The sequence below is a fragment of the Pseudomonas sp. SORGH_AS_0199 genome, from assembly GCF_031453735.1.
Lineage (GTDB): Bacteria > Pseudomonadota > Gammaproteobacteria > Pseudomonadales > Pseudomonadaceae > Chryseomonas > Chryseomonas aestiva.
In genome coordinates this window covers 914,681-933,861 of sequence record NZ_JAVJAE010000001.1, presented here as the reverse complement: position 1 = coordinate 933,861, position 19,181 = coordinate 914,681, and the positions used below count along the sequence as shown (strand labels likewise).

The window sequence follows — 19,181 nt, the reverse complement described above, 5'->3', positions numbered from 1 at the left end:
GCCCGCCATGACCGTCGAGTCTGCTGCTAACCAGCGGCAGCGCTCGTGGGGGCGACGACGCTGAGCATCCGTTCGAATAGCCCCCTCTCCCCCGGGGAGAGGGTTGGGCTGAGGGCTCTCTGGCGGCGAATCCCCAGTGGAAAAGGCTGCGCCGTTTTCCACGCTACGATTTTCTCCGGGGCAATGACGCTGAGCGCCCGCTCGGATAGCCCCCTCTCCCTCTGGGAGAGGGTTGGGGTGAGGGCGCTCTGGCGGCGAACCCCCAGTGGAAAAGGCTAACGCCGTTTTCCACGCTACGATTTTCTCCGGGGCAATGATGCTGAGCGCCCGCTCGAATAGCCCCCTCTCCCACGGGGAGATGGTTGGGGTGAGGGCTCTCTGGCGGCGACTCCCCAGTGGAAAAGGCTGCGCCGTTTTCCACGCTACGATTTTCTCCGGGGCAATGATGCTGAGCACCCGTTCGAATAGCCCCCTCTCCCTCTGGGAGAGGGCTGGGGTGAGGGAGCGGCGAGATCCCTGTCCCGCCAGCTACCTCACTGCCCCAGCTTGCCCGCCTCGCAGCCGGTGCTGGCGCACTCGCGCAGGCGTTCCTTGAGCACCTCCAGGCGGCTGACGGTCAGGGTGACGGCGCAGTCCAGATTGACGAAGTAGCCATCGGCCTCCTCGCGGGCGCACTGGCTGTCGCGCTGCTTGATCCAGGCCAGCTGGCTCTGCTTGAGCACGGCCTGCTGATCGGCCGGCAGCTGCTTGCGCAGCTCGCCATAGGTCTGGTTCAGCGACTTGTCGCTCTGGGCGAACAGGTTGCTGGCGCAGTAGACGGTATCGAAGGCATTGCGCGGCGTGCCGCAACCGGCGGCCTGAGCCGTGGCGAAACCGAAGATACCGGTCAGGGTGAAGGTGGCGACGAGGGTGGTCTTGAGCATGGCAGCATCCTGCAAGGAGGCCGTCCGGGGTGGCGCGGCCATGAGACCAAACCTAGCAGAGCCACCGGCTCCGCGCGTCGCGCTCGCTGAAAAAACAGCCAACAAAAAAGCGCCCGAAGGCGCTTTCCTGTACTACCCGGGCGGGATCAGACCTTGGAACGCTCGAAGCGCTTGCGGTCGTTCTCGTTCAGGTACTTCTTGCGCAGACGGATGGACTTCGGCGTCACTTCCACCAGCTCGTCGTCGGCGATGAATTCCAGTGCCTGCTCGAGGGTGAACTTGATCGGCGGCACCAGGGCGATGACTTCGTCCTTGCCCGAGGCGCGCATGTTGTCCAGCTTCTTGCCCTTGGTGGGGTTGAGCACCAAGTCGTTGTCACGGCTGTTGATGCCGCACAGCTGGCCTTCGTAGATCTCGTCGCCCGGCGCCAGGAACAGCTTGCCGCGGCTCTGCAGGGTTTCCAGCGAGTAGGTCAGGGCGGTACCGGTGGCCATGGACACCAGCACGCCGTTCTGACGGTTAGTCACTTCGCCGGCCTTGATCGGGCCGTAGTGGCTGAAGGTCGAGGTCAGGATGCCGCTGCCCGAGGTCAGGGTCAGGAAGTTGTTACGGAAGCCGATCAGGCCACGCGCCGGGATGGTGTATTCCAGGCGGATACGGCCCTTGCCATCGGGGATCATGTTGGTCAGATCGCCCTTGCGCAGACCCATCTGCTCCATCACCGAGCCCTGGTGCTGCTCTTCGATGTCGATGGAGACGTTCTCGTAGGGCTCCTGCTTCACGCCGTCCTTCTCGATGATCACCACTTCCGGACGGCCCACGGCCATCTCGAAGCCTTCGCGGCGCATGTTCTCGATCAGTACCGACAGGTGCAGCTCGCCACGGCCGGAGACCTTGAACTTCTCGGCCGACTCGCCCGGCTCGACGCGCAGGGCCACGTTGTGCAGCAGTTCCTTCTCCAGCCGGTCCTTGATGTTGCGGCTGGTGACGAACTTGCCTTCACGACCGGCGAACGGCGAGTCGTTGACCTGGAAGGTCATGCTCACGGTGGGCTGGTCGACGGTCAGCGGCGGACGGGCTTCGACGTTCTGCGGATCGCACAGGGTGTCGGAGATGAACAGCTCGTCCATGCCCGAGACGCAGACGATGTCGCCGGCTTCGGCTTCGGCCACTTCCACGCGCTGCAGGCCGGAGTGGCCCATGATCTTGAGGATACGACCGTTGCGCTTGCTGCCGTCATCGCTGATGGCGACGACCGGGGTGTTGGCCTTGATGCGGCCACGGGCGATGCGGCCGATGCCGATCACGCCGAGGAAGCTGTTGTAGTCCAGCTGGGAGATCTGCATCTGGAAGGGACCTTCCAGATCGACCTGGGGGGCCGGCACGTGGTCGACGATGGCCTGGAACAGGGCATCCATGTTGTCGTCCATCTTCTCGTGGTCCAGACCGGCGATGCCGTTCAGGGCGCTGGCGTAGACGATCGGGAAGTCCAGCTGCTCATCGGTGGCGCCGAGGTTGTCGAACAGGTCGAAGATCTGGTCGATGACCCAGTCCGGACGCGCGCCGGGACGGTCGATCTTGTTGACCACCACGATCGGACGCAGGCCGGCCTTGAAGGCCTTCTGGGTCACGAAGCGGGTCTGCGGCATGGGGCCGTCCTGGGCGTCGACCACCAGCAGCACGGAGTCGACCATGGACATCACGCGCTCCACCTCGCCACCGAAGTCGGCGTGGCCGGGGGTGTCGACGATGTTGATGTTGTAGTCGCCCCACTTCAGCGCGGTGTTCTTGGCCAGGATGGTGATGCCACGTTCCTTTTCCTGGTCGTTGCTGTCCATCACCCGCTCGTTTTCCGCTTCTTTGCGGTCCAGGGTGCCGGACAGGCGCAGCAGCTTGTCGACGAGGGTGGTCTTGCCATGGTCGACGTGCGCGATGATGGCGATGTTGCGGAGATTCTCGATCACAGTGGTGTTCTCGGTATAGAAATGAAGGAGCTTCAGCCAGCAGGCTGACAGCCGGAGATTGCAAAGGCGCGAAACGCGGCCGACCGGTACGTGGCCGGAGGGCTAGAAGGGGTCGGGAGGGCGGTGGCGGATACTGCCACCCAGCAGGCCCGGCTGCTTAGGCCGGACGATAAACGCGCACATTGGCGTGCCCTTCGGTGAGCAGGTGATGGGCGTGCAGCCGGCTCATCACCCCGCGGTCGCAATAGAGAAGGTACTGGCGATTCTCGTCCAGTTCCTTGAAACGGCTGTTCAGCGCGAAGAACGGCAGGGTCTGCACCTCGATGCCGGGCAGCTCCAGCGGCAGGTCTTCCTGGGCGTCGGGATGGCGAATGTCCACCACGACCTGCCCGGGCAGCGGCTGGTCCACCTCTTCCACCTGCACGTCCTTGCCCAGTTCCTCGATCACCTTGTCGACGGTGATGAAGCGCGCGCGTTCCAGGGCGGCGTCGAGCACCGCCATATCGAACTTGCCTTCCTCGTGCTCCACCCGCAGGGCCTTGGCCTTGGTGGTGGGATTCACCGAGATGATGCCGCAGTACTCGGGCATGTGCTTGGCGAAGTCGGCGGTGCCGATGCGCTGGGCGGTGTCGATGATGTCCTGCTTGTGGCTGGCCAGCAGCGGGCGCAGCACCAGGGTATCGGTGGCCTTGTCGATCACCGCCAGGTTGGTCAGGGTCTGGCTGGAGACCTGGGAGACGGCTTCGCCGGTCACCAGCGCCTCGATCTGCAGCTGCTCGGCGATACGACTGGCCGCACGCAGCATCATGCGCTTGAGGATCACGCCCATGTGGCTGTCGTCGCACTGGGTGAGGATCTGCCCCACCACTTCCTCGAAGGGCACGCTGATGAACAGCACGCGCTGGGAGCGGCCGTACTTCTCCCAGAGATAGTGGGCCACTTCCATCACGCCCAGTTCGTGGGCGCGCCCGCCGAGATTGAAGAAGCAGAAATGGCTGACCATCCCGCGTCTCATCATCTGATAGGCGGCCACGGTGGAGTCGAAACCACCGGACATCAGCACCAGCACCTGCTCCAGGGCGCCCAGCGGATAACCGCCCAGCCCTTCGTGGTGCTCGTCGATGATGAACAGCCGCTGGTCACGGATCTCCAGGCGGACGTTCACCTCGGGATTCTTCAGGGCGATGCCGGCGCCGCCGCAGCGTTCGCGCAGGCCACCGCCGACATGGCGCTCGACGTCCATCGAGGAGAAGTCATGGCGACCGGCACGCTTGCAGCGCACCGAGAACACCTTGCCGCGCACCCGCTCGCCGAAGTGGCGGACGCACAACTCGAGAATCGAGTCGAAATCGCCCAGCGGATACTCGTGCACCTCGAGAAACTGGCCGATGCCAGGGGTGCAGGCCAGCCGCTGCTTCAGCTCCCCCAGCAGCCGCGGCTCGGCGAGCGCGGTCTCCAGGGTGATGTTGTCCCAGACCCCTTCCACGCGGACATCCGGATCCAGATCGCGCAGCACGACACGAATGTTCTTCACCAGCTGGCGAATGAAATTCTTGCGCACCGGGCGACTCTTGATGGTTATTTCCGGAAAGACCTTGATGATGAGCTTCATGAGCGGGAAACGGGGGGCGGGTAACGCGAAAGAAAAGGGCGAATATCATACCTGAAAACCATCACGCACTCGAATTCAGCCGACAAAATCACCTCAGGCGCCATTTGAGTGCAGTGATGAATTTTTAAGCACCAACTTGGTGCGCAGATACGTCGCCGATTGGCCTGAAAACGGCACGACTGGCGTCAGGAAGGGCTTCCAGCCCATTTGAGGGCACTGGCATACAACTTGCTCTCTTGTGAGGCAGCCGCCCCTGGGCCAGCATAGGGCGCTTTTCGTGGAACGCCGGTCGCTGACCAGGCAGTACGGAAGCGCCCCTCAAGGGCACAGCTGATACCGGGAGTACCGCCAACCGCTCCCGGCCGAAATTCCTCTGGAGGAAACCATGTCGAAGGCTGTTCAACTGATCAAAGAAAACGACGTGAAGTGGGTAGACCTGCGCTTCACCGACACCAAAGGCAAGCAGCAACACGTCACCATGCCGGCGCGTGACGCGCTGGACGAAGACTTCTTCGCCCATGGCAAGATGTTCGACGGCTCCTCCATCGCCGGCTGGAAAGGCATCGAAGCCTCCGACATGATCCTGCTGCCCGACGACAGCACCGCCGTTCTGGATCCCTTCACCGAAGAGCCGACCCTGATCCTGGTCTGCGACATCATCGAACCCTCCACCATGCAGCCCTATGAGCGCGACCCCCGTGGTATCGCCCGCGCTGCCGAGGAATACCTGAAGTCCACCGGCATCGGCGACACCGTGTTCGTCGGTCCGGAGCCCGAGTTCTTCATCTTCGACGAAGTGAAGTTCAAGTCGGACATCTCCGGCTCCATGTTCAAGATCTTCTCCGAGCAGGCTTCCTGGAATACCGATGCCGACTTCGAGTCCGGCAACAAGGGCCACCGTCCGGGCGTCAAGGGCGGCTACTTCCCGGTGCCGCCGGTCGATCACGACCACGAAATCCGTACCGCCATGTGCAACGCTCTGGAAGAGATGGGCCTGGTCGTGGAAGTCCACCACCACGAAGTGGCGACCGCTGGCCAGAACGAGATCGGTGTGCAGTTCAACACCCTGGTCAAGAAGGCCGACGAGACCCAGACCCTGAAGTACGTCGTGCACAACGTGGCCGATGCCTACGGCAAGACCGCCACCTTCATGCCCAAGCCCCTGTACGGCGACAACGGCTCCGGCATGCACGTGCACATGTCCATCTCCAAGGATGGCAAGAACACCTTCGCCGGCGAAGGCTATGCCGGCCTGTCCGATACCGCCCTGTACTTCATCGGCGGCATCATCAAGCACGGCAAGGCGCTGAACGGCTTCACCAACCCGTCCACCAACAGCTACAAGCGTCTGGTGCCCGGCTTCGAAGCTCCGGTCATGCTGGCCTACTCGGCCCGTAACCGCTCCGCCTCCATCCGTATCCCCTATGTGTCGAGCCCGAAAGCCCGTCGCATCGAAGCCCGCTTCCCGGATCCGGCCGCCAACCCCTACCTGTGCTTCGCCGCCCTGCTGATGGCCGGCCTGGACGGTATCCAGAACAAGATCCACCCCGGCGATGCCGCCGACAAGAACCTGTACGATCTGCCGCCGGAAGAAGGCAAGAAGATCCCGCAGGTCTGCGGCAGCCTGAAGGAAGCCCTGGAAGCCCTGGACGCCGGTCGCGCGTTCCTGACCAAGGGCGGCGTCTTCACCGACGAGTTCATCGATGCCTACATCGAGCTGAAGTCCGAGGAAGAGATCAAGGTGCGTACCTTCGTGCACCCGCTGGAATACGACCTGTACTACAGCGTCTGAACCCGCTGCGGTAATTGAAAGAGGCCTCCTTCGGGAGGCCTTTTCTTTTGCCCTGGAAAAATTGCCGCGACCGACGCCAGCGCGGAGCGGCCGAGCTGCCTACCTGCCCACATGACGCGCCTGCTACCCTTGATCTCCATCGCCCGGCCGAGATTCCGCCATGCCTCGCCTGCTTGCCTGCTGTCTGCTCTGCCTCGCCTGCTCCGCCCAGGCCGCGATCTACAAGTCGGTGGATGCCGAAGGCAACACGGTATTCAGCGACCAGCCCTCGGCCAATGCCAAGCCGGTGCAGGTGGCGCCCACCAACACCGTGGACAATCCACGACCGGCACCGCCCATCCCCAGTGCGCCTGCGGCGGCGACCCCTGCCGGCCCGGCCTTCAGCCGTCTGGAAGTCAATGTGCCCGACGATGAGGCCATCCGCGCCAACAACGGCACCTTCTCGGTGGGGGTAGCCGTGGAACCGGCCCTGGGCCCGGGGCAGTCGCTGCAATTGCTGGTGGACGGCGCACCCTATGGCAGCCCCGGTCAGAGCACCCGCTTCGGCGTGGCCAATCTGGAGCGCGGCGAGCACCGCTTCGCGGCCCAGGTGCTGTCCGGCAACGGCGAGGTGATCCAGACCAGTGCCGAGAAGACCGTGACCGTGCAGCGCATCAGCGTCAACAGCCCGGCCCGCTGATGCGTCCGCTGCTGATCCTGCTGCTGCTCTGCCTGCTGCCGCCTGTCCAGGCGGCGGTCTACAGCTATGTCGACAAGGAAGGCAATCGGGTCTACACCGACCAGCCACCCAAGGGCGTCAAGGCGACCCAGGTGCCGCTCACGGTGCCCAACAATCTCAACCAGCAGGGCCAGCCGACCCGCAAGCTGAGTCCGACACCCGCCGCCCCGGCGGCCAGGCCCGCCAAGACAGCGCCCTTCCGCTACCAGATGCTGCGCATCCTGGTACCCGAGCCCGATGCCACGGTGATCGGTCAGGAAGGGCAACTCATCGTCAGCCTGGTCAGCGAGCCGGCGTTGCAGCCGGGGCACAGCTACCGGCTGCTGCTGGACGACAAGGAAGCCGGTGTCGGGCACAGTCCGGTGTTTCCCCTGGGCAATCTGGATCGCGGCAGCCACAGTCTGGTGGCGGAGATCCTCGCCGCCGATGGCAACGTGCTGGAGCGGACGCCAGCGCAGCCCTTCCACCTGCGCCGCCCCTCGCTGGAGCAGAAGCGTCTGGCCCATCCCTGTGGCGACAAGGATTGGGGCAAGCGCCCGGAATGCCCACTGGACCTGAAACCGCCCGAAACCAGGAATTCCTGGCTACCCTTCCTCTAGAGCACCTATTTGGTGCGCTTTTTCATTGTGCACCATCTTGATACAAATACGGTTTCGTTCCGCCTGTCGTGCGACGGCTGTTAGTGCACGTTACAGCCATCTGCCCTAACTCGGGGCGTCTTGGTTTGCTTCTTGCATTTTCCTATCGTCCCTATAGCGCTGTGGCCCCTCATGCCTACCGACGTCATCCACCGACTCCTGCTCGACAACCTCACCACCGCGGTCATCCTGCTCGATGCGGAGTTGCGCCTGGAGTACATGAATCCGGCGGCCGAGATGCTACTGGCCATCAGCGGCCAGCGCAGCCATGGCCAGTTCATCAGCGAGCTGTTCACCGAATCGCCCGAGGCCCTGCAGGCACTGCGTCAGGCGGTGGACCATGCCCACCCCTTCACCAAGCGCGAGGCGCTGCTGATCTCCACCTCGGGCAACAGCCTCACGGTGGACTATGCGGTGACCCCGATCCTAGATCGCCATAACACCCTGCTGCTGCTGGAAGTCCATCCGCGCGACCGCCTGCTGCGCATCACCAAGGAAGAGGCGCAGATCTCCAAGCAGGAGACCACCAAGCTGCTGGTGCGCGGCCTGGCCCACGAGATCAAGAATCCCCTCGGCGGCATCCGCGGCGCGGCCCAGCTGCTGGCGCGCGAGCTGCCGGAAGAGGCACTCAAGGACTACACCAACGTCATCATCGAGGAAGCCGACCGGCTGCGGAATCTGGTCGATCGCATGCTCGGCTCCAATAAGCTGCCGAAACTCGCCATCACCAACGTCCACGAGGTGCTCGAACGGGTCTGCAGCCTGGTGGAAGCGGAAAGCCAGGGCCTGATCAACCTGGTGCGCGACTACGATCCGAGCATTCCCGACCTGCTGATCGATCGGGAGCAGATGATCCAGGCGGTGCTCAACATCGTGCGCAACGCCATGCAGGCCATCTCCCAGCAGAACGAACTGCGCCTGGGCCGGGTGACCCTGAGAACCCGTACCCTGCGTCAGTTCACCATCGGCCACCACCGCCATCGCCTGGTGTGCAAGGTGGAGATCACCGACAACGGTCCGGGCATCCCCCAGGATCTGCAGGAAACCATCTTCTATCCCATGGTCAGCGGTCGCCCCGACGGCACCGGCCTCGGGCTCGCCATCACCCAGAACATCATCACCCAGCACCAGGGGCTGATCGAGTGTGAAAGCCATCCTGGCCACACCGCCTTCAGCATCTTCCTGCCGCTGGAATAACGAGGAGTACGCATGAGCCGTCAGGAGACCGTCTGGATCGTCGACGACGACCGTTCCATCCGCTGGGTCCTGGAAAAAGCCCTGCAACAGGAGGGCATGACCACCGTTGCCTTCGACAGCGCCGACAGCGTCATGACCCGCCTCGGCCGCCAGCAGCCGGACGTGGTGATCTCGGACATCCGCATGCCGGGGACCAGTGGCCTGGACCTGCTGTCGCGCATCCGCGAGATGCACCCGCGCCTGCCGGTCATCATCATGACCGCCCATTCCGACCTGGACAGTGCCGTGGCCTCCTACCAGGGCGGCGCCTTCGAATACCTACCCAAGCCCTTCGACGTCGACGAGGCCGTGGCCCTGGTCAAGCGCGCCGGGCAGCACGCCCAGGAGCAGCAGGGATTCGCCGAACCGGCGCACCTCACCCGCACCCCCGAGATCATCGGCGAGGCGCCGGCGATGCAGGAGGTGTTCCGCGCGATTGGCCGCCTCTCGCACTCCAACATCACGGTGCTGATCAATGGCGAATCCGGTACCGGCAAGGAGCTGGTCGCCCACGCCCTGCACCGCCACAGTCCGCGCGCCGCGGCGCCCTTCATCGCCCTGAACATGGCCGCCATCCCCAAGGACCTGATGGAATCCGAGCTGTTCGGCCACGAGAAAGGCGCCTTCACCGGCGCCGCCGCCCAGCGTCGCGGCCGCTTCGAGCAGGCCGATGGCGGCACCCTGTTCCTCGACGAGATCGGCGACATGCCGGCCGACACCCAGACCCGCCTGCTGCGCGTACTGGCCGATGGCGAGTTCTATCGCGTCGGCGGCCACACTCCGGTCAAGGTGGACGTGCGCATCATCGCCGCCACCCACCAGAATCTCGAAGGCCTGGTGCGCGAGGGCAAGTTCCGCGAAGACCTGTTCCATCGTCTCAATGTCATCCGCATCCACATCCCGCGCCTGGCCGATCGCCGCGAGGACATCCCCGCACTCGCCCGCCACTTCCTCGCCCGCGCCGCCCAGGAACTGGCCGTGGAACCCAAGACCCTGCGCAGCGAGACCGAGGAGTACATGAAAGGCCTGCCCTGGCAGGGTAACGTGCGCCAGCTGGAGAACACCTGCCGCTGGATCACGGTGATGGCCTCCAGCCGCGAGGTGCTGATCGACGACCTGCCGCCGGAGCTGCTCAACCAGCCCCAGGACGCCGCTCCGGCCGCCAACTGGGAACAGGCGCTGCGCCAGTGGGCCGACCAGGCTCTCACCCGCGGTCAGTCCAGCCTGCTGGACAACGCCGTACCGGCCTTCGAACGCATCATGATCGAGACGGCCCTCAAGCACACCGCCGGCCGCCGCCGCGATGCCGCCGTCCTGCTGGGCTGGGGTCGCAACACCCTGACCCGCAAGATCAAGGAGCTGGGCATGAAGGTGGACGGGCCGGATGAGGAGGGGGAGGACTGAAGCTCTCGACGGTGCCGTAGGTTGGGTTGAGCGTAAGCGAAGCCCAACATTGCCAGGCTTGAACTTCATATCGGTGCCTTAGCTGCTTATCGTGTTTTGCTGGTAGCTCTTTTTTCGCCCACTCGGGCGACTCACTTTTTTCAGTCGCGGCTGCGCGCCCCGGACAAAAGTAAGCAAAAACGCTTGCCCCGACCATCCGGCCCTCCGCTGCGCTCCGGATGACTCGCGTTGCTCGCCCTTCGGGCCAGCCTACGGCTGTTACTTCGCTGCGCTACGTTTCGCTCACACCAGCGCCGTTCCGGGGTCGGCCTACACGGGCCGTCCATGGCCCGTGTAGGCCTCTCGCCGCATCCATGCGGCTCGACCCACTCCACGACACTGGCGTTCGCCCTCCTGAACGGGGAGACTCGCCAGACTGAAGGTGTTGGCTGAAGAAACGGAAGCGACTCATAGCGTGGACAAGGGCGAAGCCTTGTCCACTGATGATGTCGGTGCCCAACAGTGGAAAACGCTGCGCGGTTTTCCACGCTACGCCCCCCTGAACTCCGAACTCTCAGGCTGGCGCCCCGTCCCCGTCAGTGAGGCCGAGTTCCGGTGTCGTGGCGGGGGTTGCGAGGCAGGACGCCGAGCAAGGCACGAGGGGCAGGAGGCCCCTTCGTGCCGTGCCCCCCGGATCGGCGCCGGAGTGAGGGGACCCGGAGCGCAGCGGAGGGCCGAAACGTGGGGACAGCGTTTTTGGTTACTTTTGTCCGGGGCGCGCAGCCGCGACTGGCAAAAGTGACTCGCCCGAGGGGGGCGAAAATAAAACGATCAGCAAACTGCGATAATCAGCTGAGGCAGCCTTAAGCCCGAACCCGAGACGTTTGGGCTTCGCTAACGCTCAACCCAGGTAACAAAGCCCCCCAAAACACCCAAACCAAAACTTGGCACACCTCCTGCAATATCCTAGGTAACTACCCTTTTGGGGACCTCGGTACAGGCAGGCTGGGGAATCCCCTCTTTTCTTCCCGAGGCCATCACTCACTGTGATGGCCTCTTTTTTTCGTCCGTGAAAAGTCGCGAACCCCAGGCTAGAGCGCTTTTCACCCCACGGCCAAGCCCATGGGATTGGCCGTGGCAGATGAAGCACCTAGGCAACTCGGCGCCACATCCCGTTCCGCCCTGGTGCAAACCAGCGGCCCTTTGCCTGATAACGGGGCATTTCAGGGGGTCAGCGGGACCTCGACGTGGAGCACCCAGTCCTCGCCTTCCTCGGCAATACGATCACTGGCCTGCAGGGCGCCGCCAACGCCTACCAGCAAAATCTTCAGGTCCTGTCCGTCCTGGCGTACCGTCCAGGAAAAGCTGCCGCCCGGCCGCGCCACCCGCCCCTGGCGTTCGCCGCCGTCCCAGCGGGCGCGGGGCAGGCGCAGGCTGAGGGCGCCGTCGGGGCGATAGCGTTCGTAGAACAGCGAGCGATCGGCGGTGATCAGCAATTCGAAGCGGCCGGCTTCCTGGCGACTGTCCACCCCCAGGATGACCGGGCGGCGGGCCTCGGACGACCAGGGATCGGGATGGGTACGCTGGTACACCAGCTGGCCGATGATCATGCCGAACAGACCGGCGCCCAGCGCCACCGAGGCCAGCCAGAGGGTCAGGCGCTGGCGCTGGCTGCGCCATTCGGCCTTGAGCAGGTCGGGATCCTCCACCCGCGCCAGTTCTTCCCGGCGGGCGCGCTGTTCGCGCAACAGCCAGTCGACCAGCCGGCGCCAGAGGTTCATCGCCCTACCCCGCTCGCGACGGCGCGACGGTGGCGCAGTACCATAGGCGCTTTGCCAGGCGCCCTGCCCTTCATGTTCGACATCATCCTCTACCAACCGGAAATTCCGCCCAATACCGGCAACGTCATTCGCCTGTGCGCCATCACCGGCTGCCGCCTGCATCTGATCGAGCCACTGGGCTTTGCGCTGGACGACAAGAAATTGCGCCGCGCCGGCTTGGACTACCACGAGTGGTCCAGCGTGCGGACCCATGCCAGCCTCGCGGCCTGTATAGCAGATTTGCAGCCACCCCGACTGCTGGCCTTCACCACCAAGGCCAGCCATCCCTTCACCGAGATCGCCTATGCGCCGGGCGATGCGCTGCTGTTCGGCCCGGAAAGTCGCGGCCTGCCGGCCGAGGTGCTGGAGTCCCTGCCGCCCGAGCAGCGGCTGCGCCTGCCCATGCTGCCCAATCGCCGCAGCCTCAATCTGTCCAACACCGTGGCCGTGGCGGTCTACGAAGGCTGGCGGCAACTGGACTTCGCCGCACCGCCGGGCTGACCGTCAGAACCTTCCCGCCAGACGCGCCGTCCCATGACCTACAGGCACATCGCCAGACCGTCACACGAGGCGCACCATGAGCAAGATCGGCAAACCCAAGGTTGAACGCTACGATGCGCCCTCCGGTGGCTGGGGCTCGGCGCGCTCGGTGACCGAGATCGTCCTGCGCGAACGGGTGCCGCTCAAGTCCGGCGCCCTGCTGGCCAGGCAGAACAAGCACGGCGGTTTCGCCTGCGTGAGTTGCGCCTGGGCCAAGCCGGGCAAGCCCCACCCGCTGGAATTCTGCGAGAACGGCGCCAAGGCCACTGCCTGGGAGGTCACCAGCAAGAGGTGCGGACCGGAATTCTTTGCCGGCCATTCCCTCACCGAACTGCGCGGCTGGCGCGACTACGACCTGGAAGAGGTCGGACGCCTGACCCACCCCCTGCGCTACGACGCCGCCAGCGACCGTTATCGGCCGGTGAGCTGGGCCGAGGCCTTCGCCGACATCGGCGCCGAACTCAAGGCGCTGGATCCGGACTCGGTGATCTTCTACGCCTCGGGTCGGGCCGCGCTGGAAACCTCTTACCTCTATCAGCTCTATGCCCGCCTGTACGGCACCAACAACCTGCCGGACAGTTCCAACATGTGCCACGAAAGCACCTCGGTGGCCCTGCCCAAGAGCATCGGCGTGACCGTGGGCACCGTGACCCTCGACGACTTCGATCAGACCGACTGCCTGCTGTTCTTTGGTCAGAATCCGGGCAGCAACAGCCCGCGGATGCTGCATGACCTGCAGGAAGCACGCAAACGTGGCGCGCCTATCATCACCTTCAATCCCCTGCGCGAACGTGGCCTGGAGACTTTCGTCAATCCACAATCGCCAGTGGAGATGCTGACCGACCATCCCACCCAGATCAGCACCCAGTACCATCAGCTCAAGCCGGGTGGCGACCTCGCGGCCCTTACCGGCATGTGCAAGGCGCTGCTGACCGCCGATGACCAGGCTCGTGAACAGGGCCAGGCCGCGGTGCTCGACCATGCCTTCATCGCCGAGCACTGCCATGGCTTCGCCGACTTCTGCGAATGGCTGCAACGCCAGGAGTGGCCGCAGCTGGAGCGCCAGTCGGGCCTTACCCGCAGCGCGCTGGAAGCGGCCGCCACTGTCTATGCCCGCTGCCAGAAGGTCATCGGTATCTATGGCATGGGGCTGACCCAGCATCGCTACGGGGTGGAAACCATCCAGATGCTGGCCAACCTGCTGCTGCTGCGCGGCAACCTCGGCAAGCCTGGTGCCGGTATCTGTCCGGTCAGAGGGCATTCCAATGTCCAGGGTCAGCGCACCGTGGGTATCACCGAAAAACCGGAACTGGCGCCATTGAAGCAGTTGGGCGAGCGTTTCGGCTTCGCCCCGCCGCAAGACAAGGGCCGCAATACCGTAGAGGCCTGCGAAGGCATCCTCGACGGCTCGGTAAAGGCCTTCATCGGCCTGGGCGGCAACTTCCTGCGCGCCATTCCCGAGACCAGCCTGATGGAGCCCGCCTGGCGCACCCTGCGCCTGTCGGTACAGATCGCCACCAAGCTCAATCGCAATCATCTGGTGCCGGCGGACAAAGCCTATCTGCTGCCCTGCTTGGGGCGGACCGAGATCGATCGCCAGAACGAGGTGGAACAGGCCCATAGCACCGAGGACAGCACCGGCTGCATCCACGGCTGGCGCGGCGCGGCCGAGCCGCCCGAGGGTGAGTTGCTGTCCGAGCCAGCCATCGTCGCCGGGTTGGCGAAGGCTACCCTGCCGGACAACCCCAAGGTCACCTGGGATGCCTGGGTGGCCGACTATGGCCTGATCCGCGACGAAATCGCCCTCTCCTTTCCGGAGATCTTCCACGACTTCAATGCGCGGATGTGGGAGGTAGGTGGCTTCCATCGTCCGCTGCCAGCGGCCAAGCGCGAGTGGAAGACCGAAACCGGCAAGGCCAATCTCATCGTGCCACGCAGCCTGGAAGAAGACCCGGACATGCCCGCGAGCGGGCGTGACGTCCTGACCCTGATGACGCTGCGCAGCAACGACCAGTTCAACACCACCATCTACGGCTATCACGATCGTTTCCGCGGCGTGAAGGGCACCCGGGCGGTGCTCTTCATGAATCGCAACGACATCGAACGCCTGGGCCTGGCCGAGGGTGACAAGGTGCAGGTGTCGACGGTGGCCGACGATGGCGTGCGCCGCGAAGTGGGACCGCTGCGGGTCACGCCCTACAACATTCCGGAAGGCACCTGTGGCGGCTACTACCCGGAATGCAATGCCCTGATCCCGCTTTGGCACCATGCCGAAGGCAGCAAGGTACCGGCGGCCAAGGCCATCCCGGTTCGCCTGAACAAGCTGATCGCCGCCAACGATGGCAGCTTTCCAGTGGAGCCGGAGGGGTATGGGGCGCAGTATTAGGTCCTGCTGGAGTCTCGCCTGAGCGAGGCCATGGCCTGCCTGTCGGACTTGGCTGCGCTCAACCCAACCTACGAATGAATTTCCGTAGGTTGGGTTGAGACAGCTCCATCGGCGAAGCCCAACGGCTACACGAATGTCGGACTTCGCTGCATTCAGCTCAGCCCGACCATCCCTTAGCCGATGGTCATCAGACTGGCATTGCCGCCGGCCGCTGCCGTGTTCACGCTCAGGGCGCGCTCGATGAGCAGGCGCTCCAGCGGGATGGCGGTTTCGCCACGGGCCAGGCCCTGGACGCCGACGATGGGACCATTGCGCTTGGCCACCTGCTGGCAGACCTGGCGCAGTTGATCGGAATCGCCATGGTGCAGGACCGCTTCGAAGGCGACCTCGTCCTTGCGCCAGTCGGCCGCCACCTGCACCCGCGAGCGTACAGCCTGCGGCAGGCGATTCTGGGTGGCCTTGTGGGCCTCCTCGATCAGCGCCGTGCTGCCCACCGCCATGACCGCTGCCAGTTGCAGCAGCAGATCGCTGTCGTCGGCCGCCAGGCACAGCACCCGGCTACGTGGCAGCAGGCTGTAGCTGTTGCGCTCGCCGGTCGGACCCGGCAGCAGGCGGGTCAGGCCGCTCAGGGATTCTTCGGCGAATCTCAGGCAGGCCTGCTCCAGCTCGCCCAGGCCCTGCTGCCTGGCCCAGTCGTGCAGGGCGCCCAGCGGATTGCCGGCCTGCTGACGCAGGGCATCACGCACCTGCCATTCGGTCTCGCCGGTGCTGCCCTTGGCCAGGGCCACGGCGGGATCGCCATCCGGACGGGTGCTGAGCAGGCGATAGAGGTAGAGCGGACCGCCCCGCCTTGGGACCGGTGCCCGAGAGGCCTTCGCCGCCGAAGGGCTGCACCCCGACCACCGCGCCGACCATGTTGCGGTTGACGTAGAGGTTGCCGGCATGGGCACGCTCGATCACCTTGGCGATGGTCTCGTCGATGCGGGTGTGGACGCCAAAGGTCAGGCCGTAGCCGGTGGCATTGATCTGGTCGATGACCTTGTCCAGGTCCTTGCGGCCATAGCGCACCACGTGCAACACCGGCCCGAAGACCTCGCGACCCAATTCGGCCAGGCTTTCCAGCTCGATCAGAGTGGGCATGACGAAGGTGCCACGGTGGATAGCGTCGCCTTCGACGCGACCGCCCTGGTGCACCCGGCGGCCTTTGCCTCTCAGGGTCTGGATGTGCTTGTCGATGGTGGTCTTGGCCTCGCCGTCGATCACCGGGCCGATGTCGATGGCCAGGTTCTCCGGGTTGCCCAGGCGGCACTCCGCCATGGCACCCTTGAGCATTTCCAGCACGCGATCGGCCACGTCGTCCTGCACGCAGAGCACGCGCAGGGCCGAGCAGCGCTGGCCGGCGCTGTCGAAGGCGGAGGCGACCACGTCGGTCACCACCTGCTCGGCCAGCGCCGAGGAGTCGACGATCATGGCGTTCTGGCCACCGGTCTCGGCGATCAGCGGGATCGGCCGGCCCTGGGCGTCCAGGCGTCCGGCGATGTTGCGCGCCAGGATCTGGGCCACCTCGGTGGAGCCGGTGAACATCACGCCCTTGACCCGCACATCGTTGACCAGGGCGGCGCCGATGGTGGAGCCCTCGCCTGGCAGCAACTGCAGCACGCCCTCGGGGATGCCGGCTTCCAGCAACAGACGCACGGCCTGGGCGGCGATCAGCGGGGTCTGCTCGGCCGGCTTGGCCAGCACGGTGTTGCCGGCGGCCAGGGCTGCGGCGATCTGGCCGCTGAAGATGGCCAGGGGGAAGTTCCAGGGGCTGATGCAGACCACCGGGCCCAGCGGGCGGTGGCTGTCATTGGCGAAGTCACGGCGCACCAAGGCGGCGTAGTAGCGCAGGAAATCCACTGCCTCGCGTACCTCGGCGATGGCGTTGGCGTAGGTCTTGCCAGCCTCGCGCACCAGGAGGCCCATCAATGGCTGCAGCTGCGCCTCCATCAGTTCGGCGGCGCGATCCAGGGCCGCGGCGCGCTGCTCGGGCGGGGTGGATTGCCAGATGGGCGCGGCGGCCAGGGCCTCTTCCAGGGCGATGTCGACATCGGCGCGAGTGGCGTTGCTGACCTGGCCGACACGGTCGCGGCGATCGGCCGGATTGAGCACCGGCTGCGGAATCGACGGCTCGCTGGCGCGACCCAGCAGCGGACGGGCTTCCCAGGCGGTGTTGCCACTGGCCAGCAGCGCGGCCGACAGCGAACCCAGGCGGTGCTCGCTGGACAGGTCCAGGCCGCTGGAATTGCAACGCTCGGCACCGTACAGGGCGCTCGGGTGGGGAATGCGCGGATGCGGCAGGCCGATGGCGCCTTCGCTGGTGGACTGCTGCTCGATCTGTACCACCGGATCGGCCACCAGCTCGTCGAGGGAGATGGAGTGGTCGGCGATGCGGTTGACGAAGGAGGTGTTGGCGCCGTTTTCCAGGAGGCGGCGGACCAGGTAGGCCAGCAGCGTCTCGTGGGTGCCCACCGGGGCATAGATGCGGCAGGGCCGCGCCAGCTTGCCGTCCTTGACGCTGCCCACCACCTGCTCGTACAGCGGCTCACCCATGCCGTGCAGGCACTGGAATTCGTACTGGCCGGGGTAATAGTTCTGCCCGCCGAGCTGGTAGATGGCGGCCAGGGTGTGGGCGTTGTGGGTGGCGAATTGCGGGTAGATGGCTTCCGGCGCGGCCAGCAGCTTGCGGGCGCAGGCCAGGTAGGCCACGTCGGTGTAGACCTTGCGGGTATAGACCGGATAACCCTCCAGGCCCTCCACCTGAGCGCGCTTGATCTCGCTGTCCCAGTAGGCGCCCTTGACCAGGCGGATCATCAGGCGGCGACGACTGCGCCGGGCCAGGTCGATCAGGTAGTCGATCACCAGCGGGCAGCGCTTCTGGTAGGCCTGGATGACGAAGCCGATGCCGTTCCAGCCGGCCAGTTGCGGTTCGAAGGACAAGCGCTCCAGCAGATCCAGGGAGATCTCCAGGCGATCGGCTTCCTCAGCGTCGATGTTCAGGCCGATGTCGTAGCGCTTGGCCAGCAGGGTCAGTTCCAGCAGGCGCGGGTAGAGTTCGCTCATCACCCGGTCGTACTGGGCGCGGCTGTAGCGCGGATGCAGCGCCGAGAGCTTGATGGAGATGCCCGGGCCTTCGTAGATGCCGCGACCGTGGGAGGCCTTGCCGATGGAGTGGATGGCCTGCTCGTAGGAGGCCAGGTAGCGGCGCGCGTCGGCCTCGGTCAGGGCCGCTTCACCCAGCATGTCGTAGCTGTAGCGGAAGCCCTTCGCCTCGAACTTGCTGGCGTTGGCCAGGGCCTCGGCGATGGTCTCGCCGGTGACGAACTGCTCGCCCATCAGGCGCATGGCCATGTCCACGCCCTTGCGGATCACCGGCTCGCCGCTCTTGCCGATGAGGCGATTGAGCGAGCTGGTGAGGCCGGCCTCGTTGTGGGTCGACACCAGGCGACCGGTCAGCAGCAGACCCCAGGTGGCGGCATTGACGAACAGCGACGGGCTGTTGCCCAGGTGCGGCTGCCAGTTGCCGGTGCTGATCTTGTCGCGGATCAGGGCATCACGGGTGCCCTTGTCCGGGATGCGCAACAGGGCTTCGGCCAGGCACATCAGGGCCACGCCCTCCTGGGAGGACAGCGAGAACTCGCGGAGCAGACTCTGCACCATTCCGGAGCGCCCGGTTGCACCCTTGGCATTGCGCAGCTTCTCGGCGATGCGATGGGCCAGTTCGTGGGTAGCCTTGGCCTGGGCCGCGGGCAGGCGCGCCTGCTCCAGCAGCAGCGGTAGCAGCTCTTCTTCCGGCCGGCGATAGGCGGCGGTGATGGCCGAGCGCAGCACGGATTGCGGCAGGATGCTCTCGGCGAACTCCAGGAACGGCTGGTAGACCGGATCGGCCAGGGCCTCGACGGCTTCGTTGTCGCCCTCGGCCAGACGCTGGGCAATACCCTGCAGATCGGCCAGGGTCGCGCCGCTTTCCAGGGTCTCCAGATAGGTATAGATGGCCTGCTTGATCAGCCAGTGAGGCGTCCGATCAATGCGGCGCGCCGCTTCCTTGAGGCGATCGCGGGTGGCTTCGTCGAGCTTTACGCCCAGGGTAGTGGTAGTGGCCATGCGCAGGTCCTCAAGCAAGAAGGCGT

The 19,181-nt window shown here is 65.1% G+C and carries 11 protein-coding genes and 1 pseudogene; 7 read left to right on the top strand and 5 right to left on the bottom strand.

All coding sequences use genetic code 11. The features are described 5' to 3' along the window. Window positions 1-533 precede the first annotated feature (533 nt). From QE444_RS04390 to thiI, 3 genes are all read right to left on the bottom strand, one after another. Window positions 534-923, bottom strand: coding sequence for a lysozyme inhibitor LprI family protein (locus QE444_RS04390; RefSeq protein ID WP_309737424.1), 390 nt, complete (start codon window positions 921-923; stop codon window positions 534-536). Window positions 924-1,069: 146 nt separating this feature from the next. Continuing rightward, the gene (typA, locus tag QE444_RS04385; RefSeq protein ID WP_133860504.1) at window positions 1,070-2,887 is read right to left on the bottom strand and encodes a translational GTPase TypA; all 1,818 of its coding nucleotides are present in this window, start codon (window positions 2,885-2,887) and stop codon (window positions 1,070-1,072) included. Between the two features lie 157 nt (window positions 2,888-3,044). After that, window positions 3,045-4,499 (bottom strand): tRNA uracil 4-sulfurtransferase ThiI, encoded by a 1,455-nt coding sequence (thiI, locus tag QE444_RS04380; RefSeq protein WP_309737423.1) that lies wholly within the window; start codon window positions 4,497-4,499, stop codon window positions 3,045-3,047. A 385-nt stretch (window positions 4,500-4,884) separates the two neighbouring features. Here thiI and glnA point away from each other — a divergent pair, with 385 nt between their 5' ends. The 5 genes from glnA to ntrC all read left to right on the top strand — a co-directional run bounded on the left by glnA (window position 4,885) and on the right by ntrC (window position 10,287). Beyond that, a complete protein-coding gene (gene glnA / locus QE444_RS04375; protein WP_017639449.1) occupies window positions 4,885-6,291 on the top strand; it encodes a glutamate--ammonia ligase in 1,407 nt (468 codons plus the stop codon). 160 nt (window positions 6,292-6,451) lie between these two features. Then, the gene (locus tag QE444_RS04370; RefSeq protein WP_158890157.1) at window positions 6,452-6,970 is read left to right on the top strand and encodes a DUF4124 domain-containing protein; all 519 of its coding nucleotides are present in this window, start codon (window positions 6,452-6,454) and stop codon (window positions 6,968-6,970) included. Further along, window positions 6,970-7,608, top strand: coding sequence for a DUF4124 domain-containing protein (locus QE444_RS04365; protein WP_309737421.1), 639 nt, complete (start codon window positions 6,970-6,972; stop codon window positions 7,606-7,608). Before QE444_RS04370 ends, QE444_RS04365 begins: the two co-directional genes overlap by 1 nt. Before the next feature lie 171 nt (window positions 7,609-7,779). Next, a complete protein-coding gene (gene glnL, locus QE444_RS04360; RefSeq protein ID WP_133860500.1) occupies window positions 7,780-8,844 on the top strand; it encodes a nitrogen regulation protein NR(II) in 1,065 nt (354 codons plus the stop codon). 12 nt (window positions 8,845-8,856) lie between these two features. Next, window positions 8,857-10,287: a nitrogen regulation protein NR(I) gene (ntrC, locus tag QE444_RS04355; RefSeq protein ID WP_017639445.1), complete on the top strand. Its 1,431-nt coding sequence runs from the start codon at window positions 8,857-8,859 to the stop codon at window positions 10,285-10,287. Window positions 10,288-11,489: 1,202 nt separating this feature from the next. Here the strand turns inward: ntrC and QE444_RS04350 are convergent. Next, window positions 11,490-12,047 carry a hypothetical protein gene (locus tag QE444_RS04350; protein WP_309737420.1) on the bottom strand — a complete coding sequence of 186 codons (558 nt, stop codon included), beginning with the start codon at window positions 12,045-12,047 and terminating at the stop codon, window positions 11,490-11,492. A 72-nt stretch (window positions 12,048-12,119) separates the two neighbouring features. Between QE444_RS04350 and QE444_RS04345 the strand changes: the two genes are divergently transcribed. Next, window positions 12,120-12,587 (top strand): tRNA (cytidine(34)-2'-O)-methyltransferase, encoded by a 468-nt coding sequence (locus QE444_RS04345; RefSeq protein WP_133860498.1) that lies wholly within the window; start codon window positions 12,120-12,122, stop codon window positions 12,585-12,587. 76 nt (window positions 12,588-12,663) lie between these two features. Beyond that, window positions 12,664-15,012 (top strand): FdhF/YdeP family oxidoreductase, encoded by a 2,349-nt coding sequence (locus QE444_RS04340; RefSeq protein WP_405046403.1) that lies wholly within the window; start codon window positions 12,664-12,666, stop codon window positions 15,010-15,012. Window positions 15,013-15,185: 173 nt separating this feature from the next. Here QE444_RS04340 and putA read toward each other — a convergent pair. Further along, window positions 15,186-19,155 (bottom strand): annotated as a pseudogene (gene putA / locus QE444_RS04335) (trifunctional transcriptional regulator/proline dehydrogenase/L-glutamate gamma-semialdehyde dehydrogenase). Window positions 19,156-19,181 lie beyond the last annotated feature (26 nt).

Bases quoted from the DNA above. Each gene is read 5' to 3' on its own strand.
- QE444_RS04390 (WP_309737424.1), bottom strand. From the start codon at position 923: ATGCTCAAGACCACCCTCGTCGCCACCTTCACCCTGACCGGTATCTTC.
- thiI (WP_309737423.1), bottom strand. From the start codon at position 4,499: ATGAAGCTCATCATCAAGGTCTTTCCGGAAATAACCATCAAGAGTCGC.
- glnA (WP_017639449.1), top strand. From the start codon at position 4,885: ATGTCGAAGGCTGTTCAACTGATCAAAGAAAACGACGTGAAGTGGGTA.
- QE444_RS04370 (WP_158890157.1), top strand. From the start codon at position 6,452: ATGCCTCGCCTGCTTGCCTGCTGTCTGCTCTGCCTCGCCTGCTCCGCC.
- QE444_RS04365 (WP_309737421.1), top strand. From the start codon at position 6,970: ATGCGTCCGCTGCTGATCCTGCTGCTGCTCTGCCTGCTGCCGCCTGTC.
- glnL (WP_133860500.1), top strand. From the start codon at position 7,780: ATGCCTACCGACGTCATCCACCGACTCCTGCTCGACAACCTCACCACC.
- ntrC (WP_017639445.1), top strand. From the start codon at position 8,857: ATGAGCCGTCAGGAGACCGTCTGGATCGTCGACGACGACCGTTCCATC.
- QE444_RS04350 (WP_309737420.1), bottom strand. From the start codon at position 12,047: ATGAACCTCTGGCGCCGGCTGGTCGACTGGCTGTTGCGCGAACAGCGC.
- QE444_RS04345 (WP_133860498.1), top strand. From the start codon at position 12,120: ATGTTCGACATCATCCTCTACCAACCGGAAATTCCGCCCAATACCGGC.
- QE444_RS04340 (WP_405046403.1), top strand. From the start codon at position 12,664: ATGAGCAAGATCGGCAAACCCAAGGTTGAACGCTACGATGCGCCCTCC.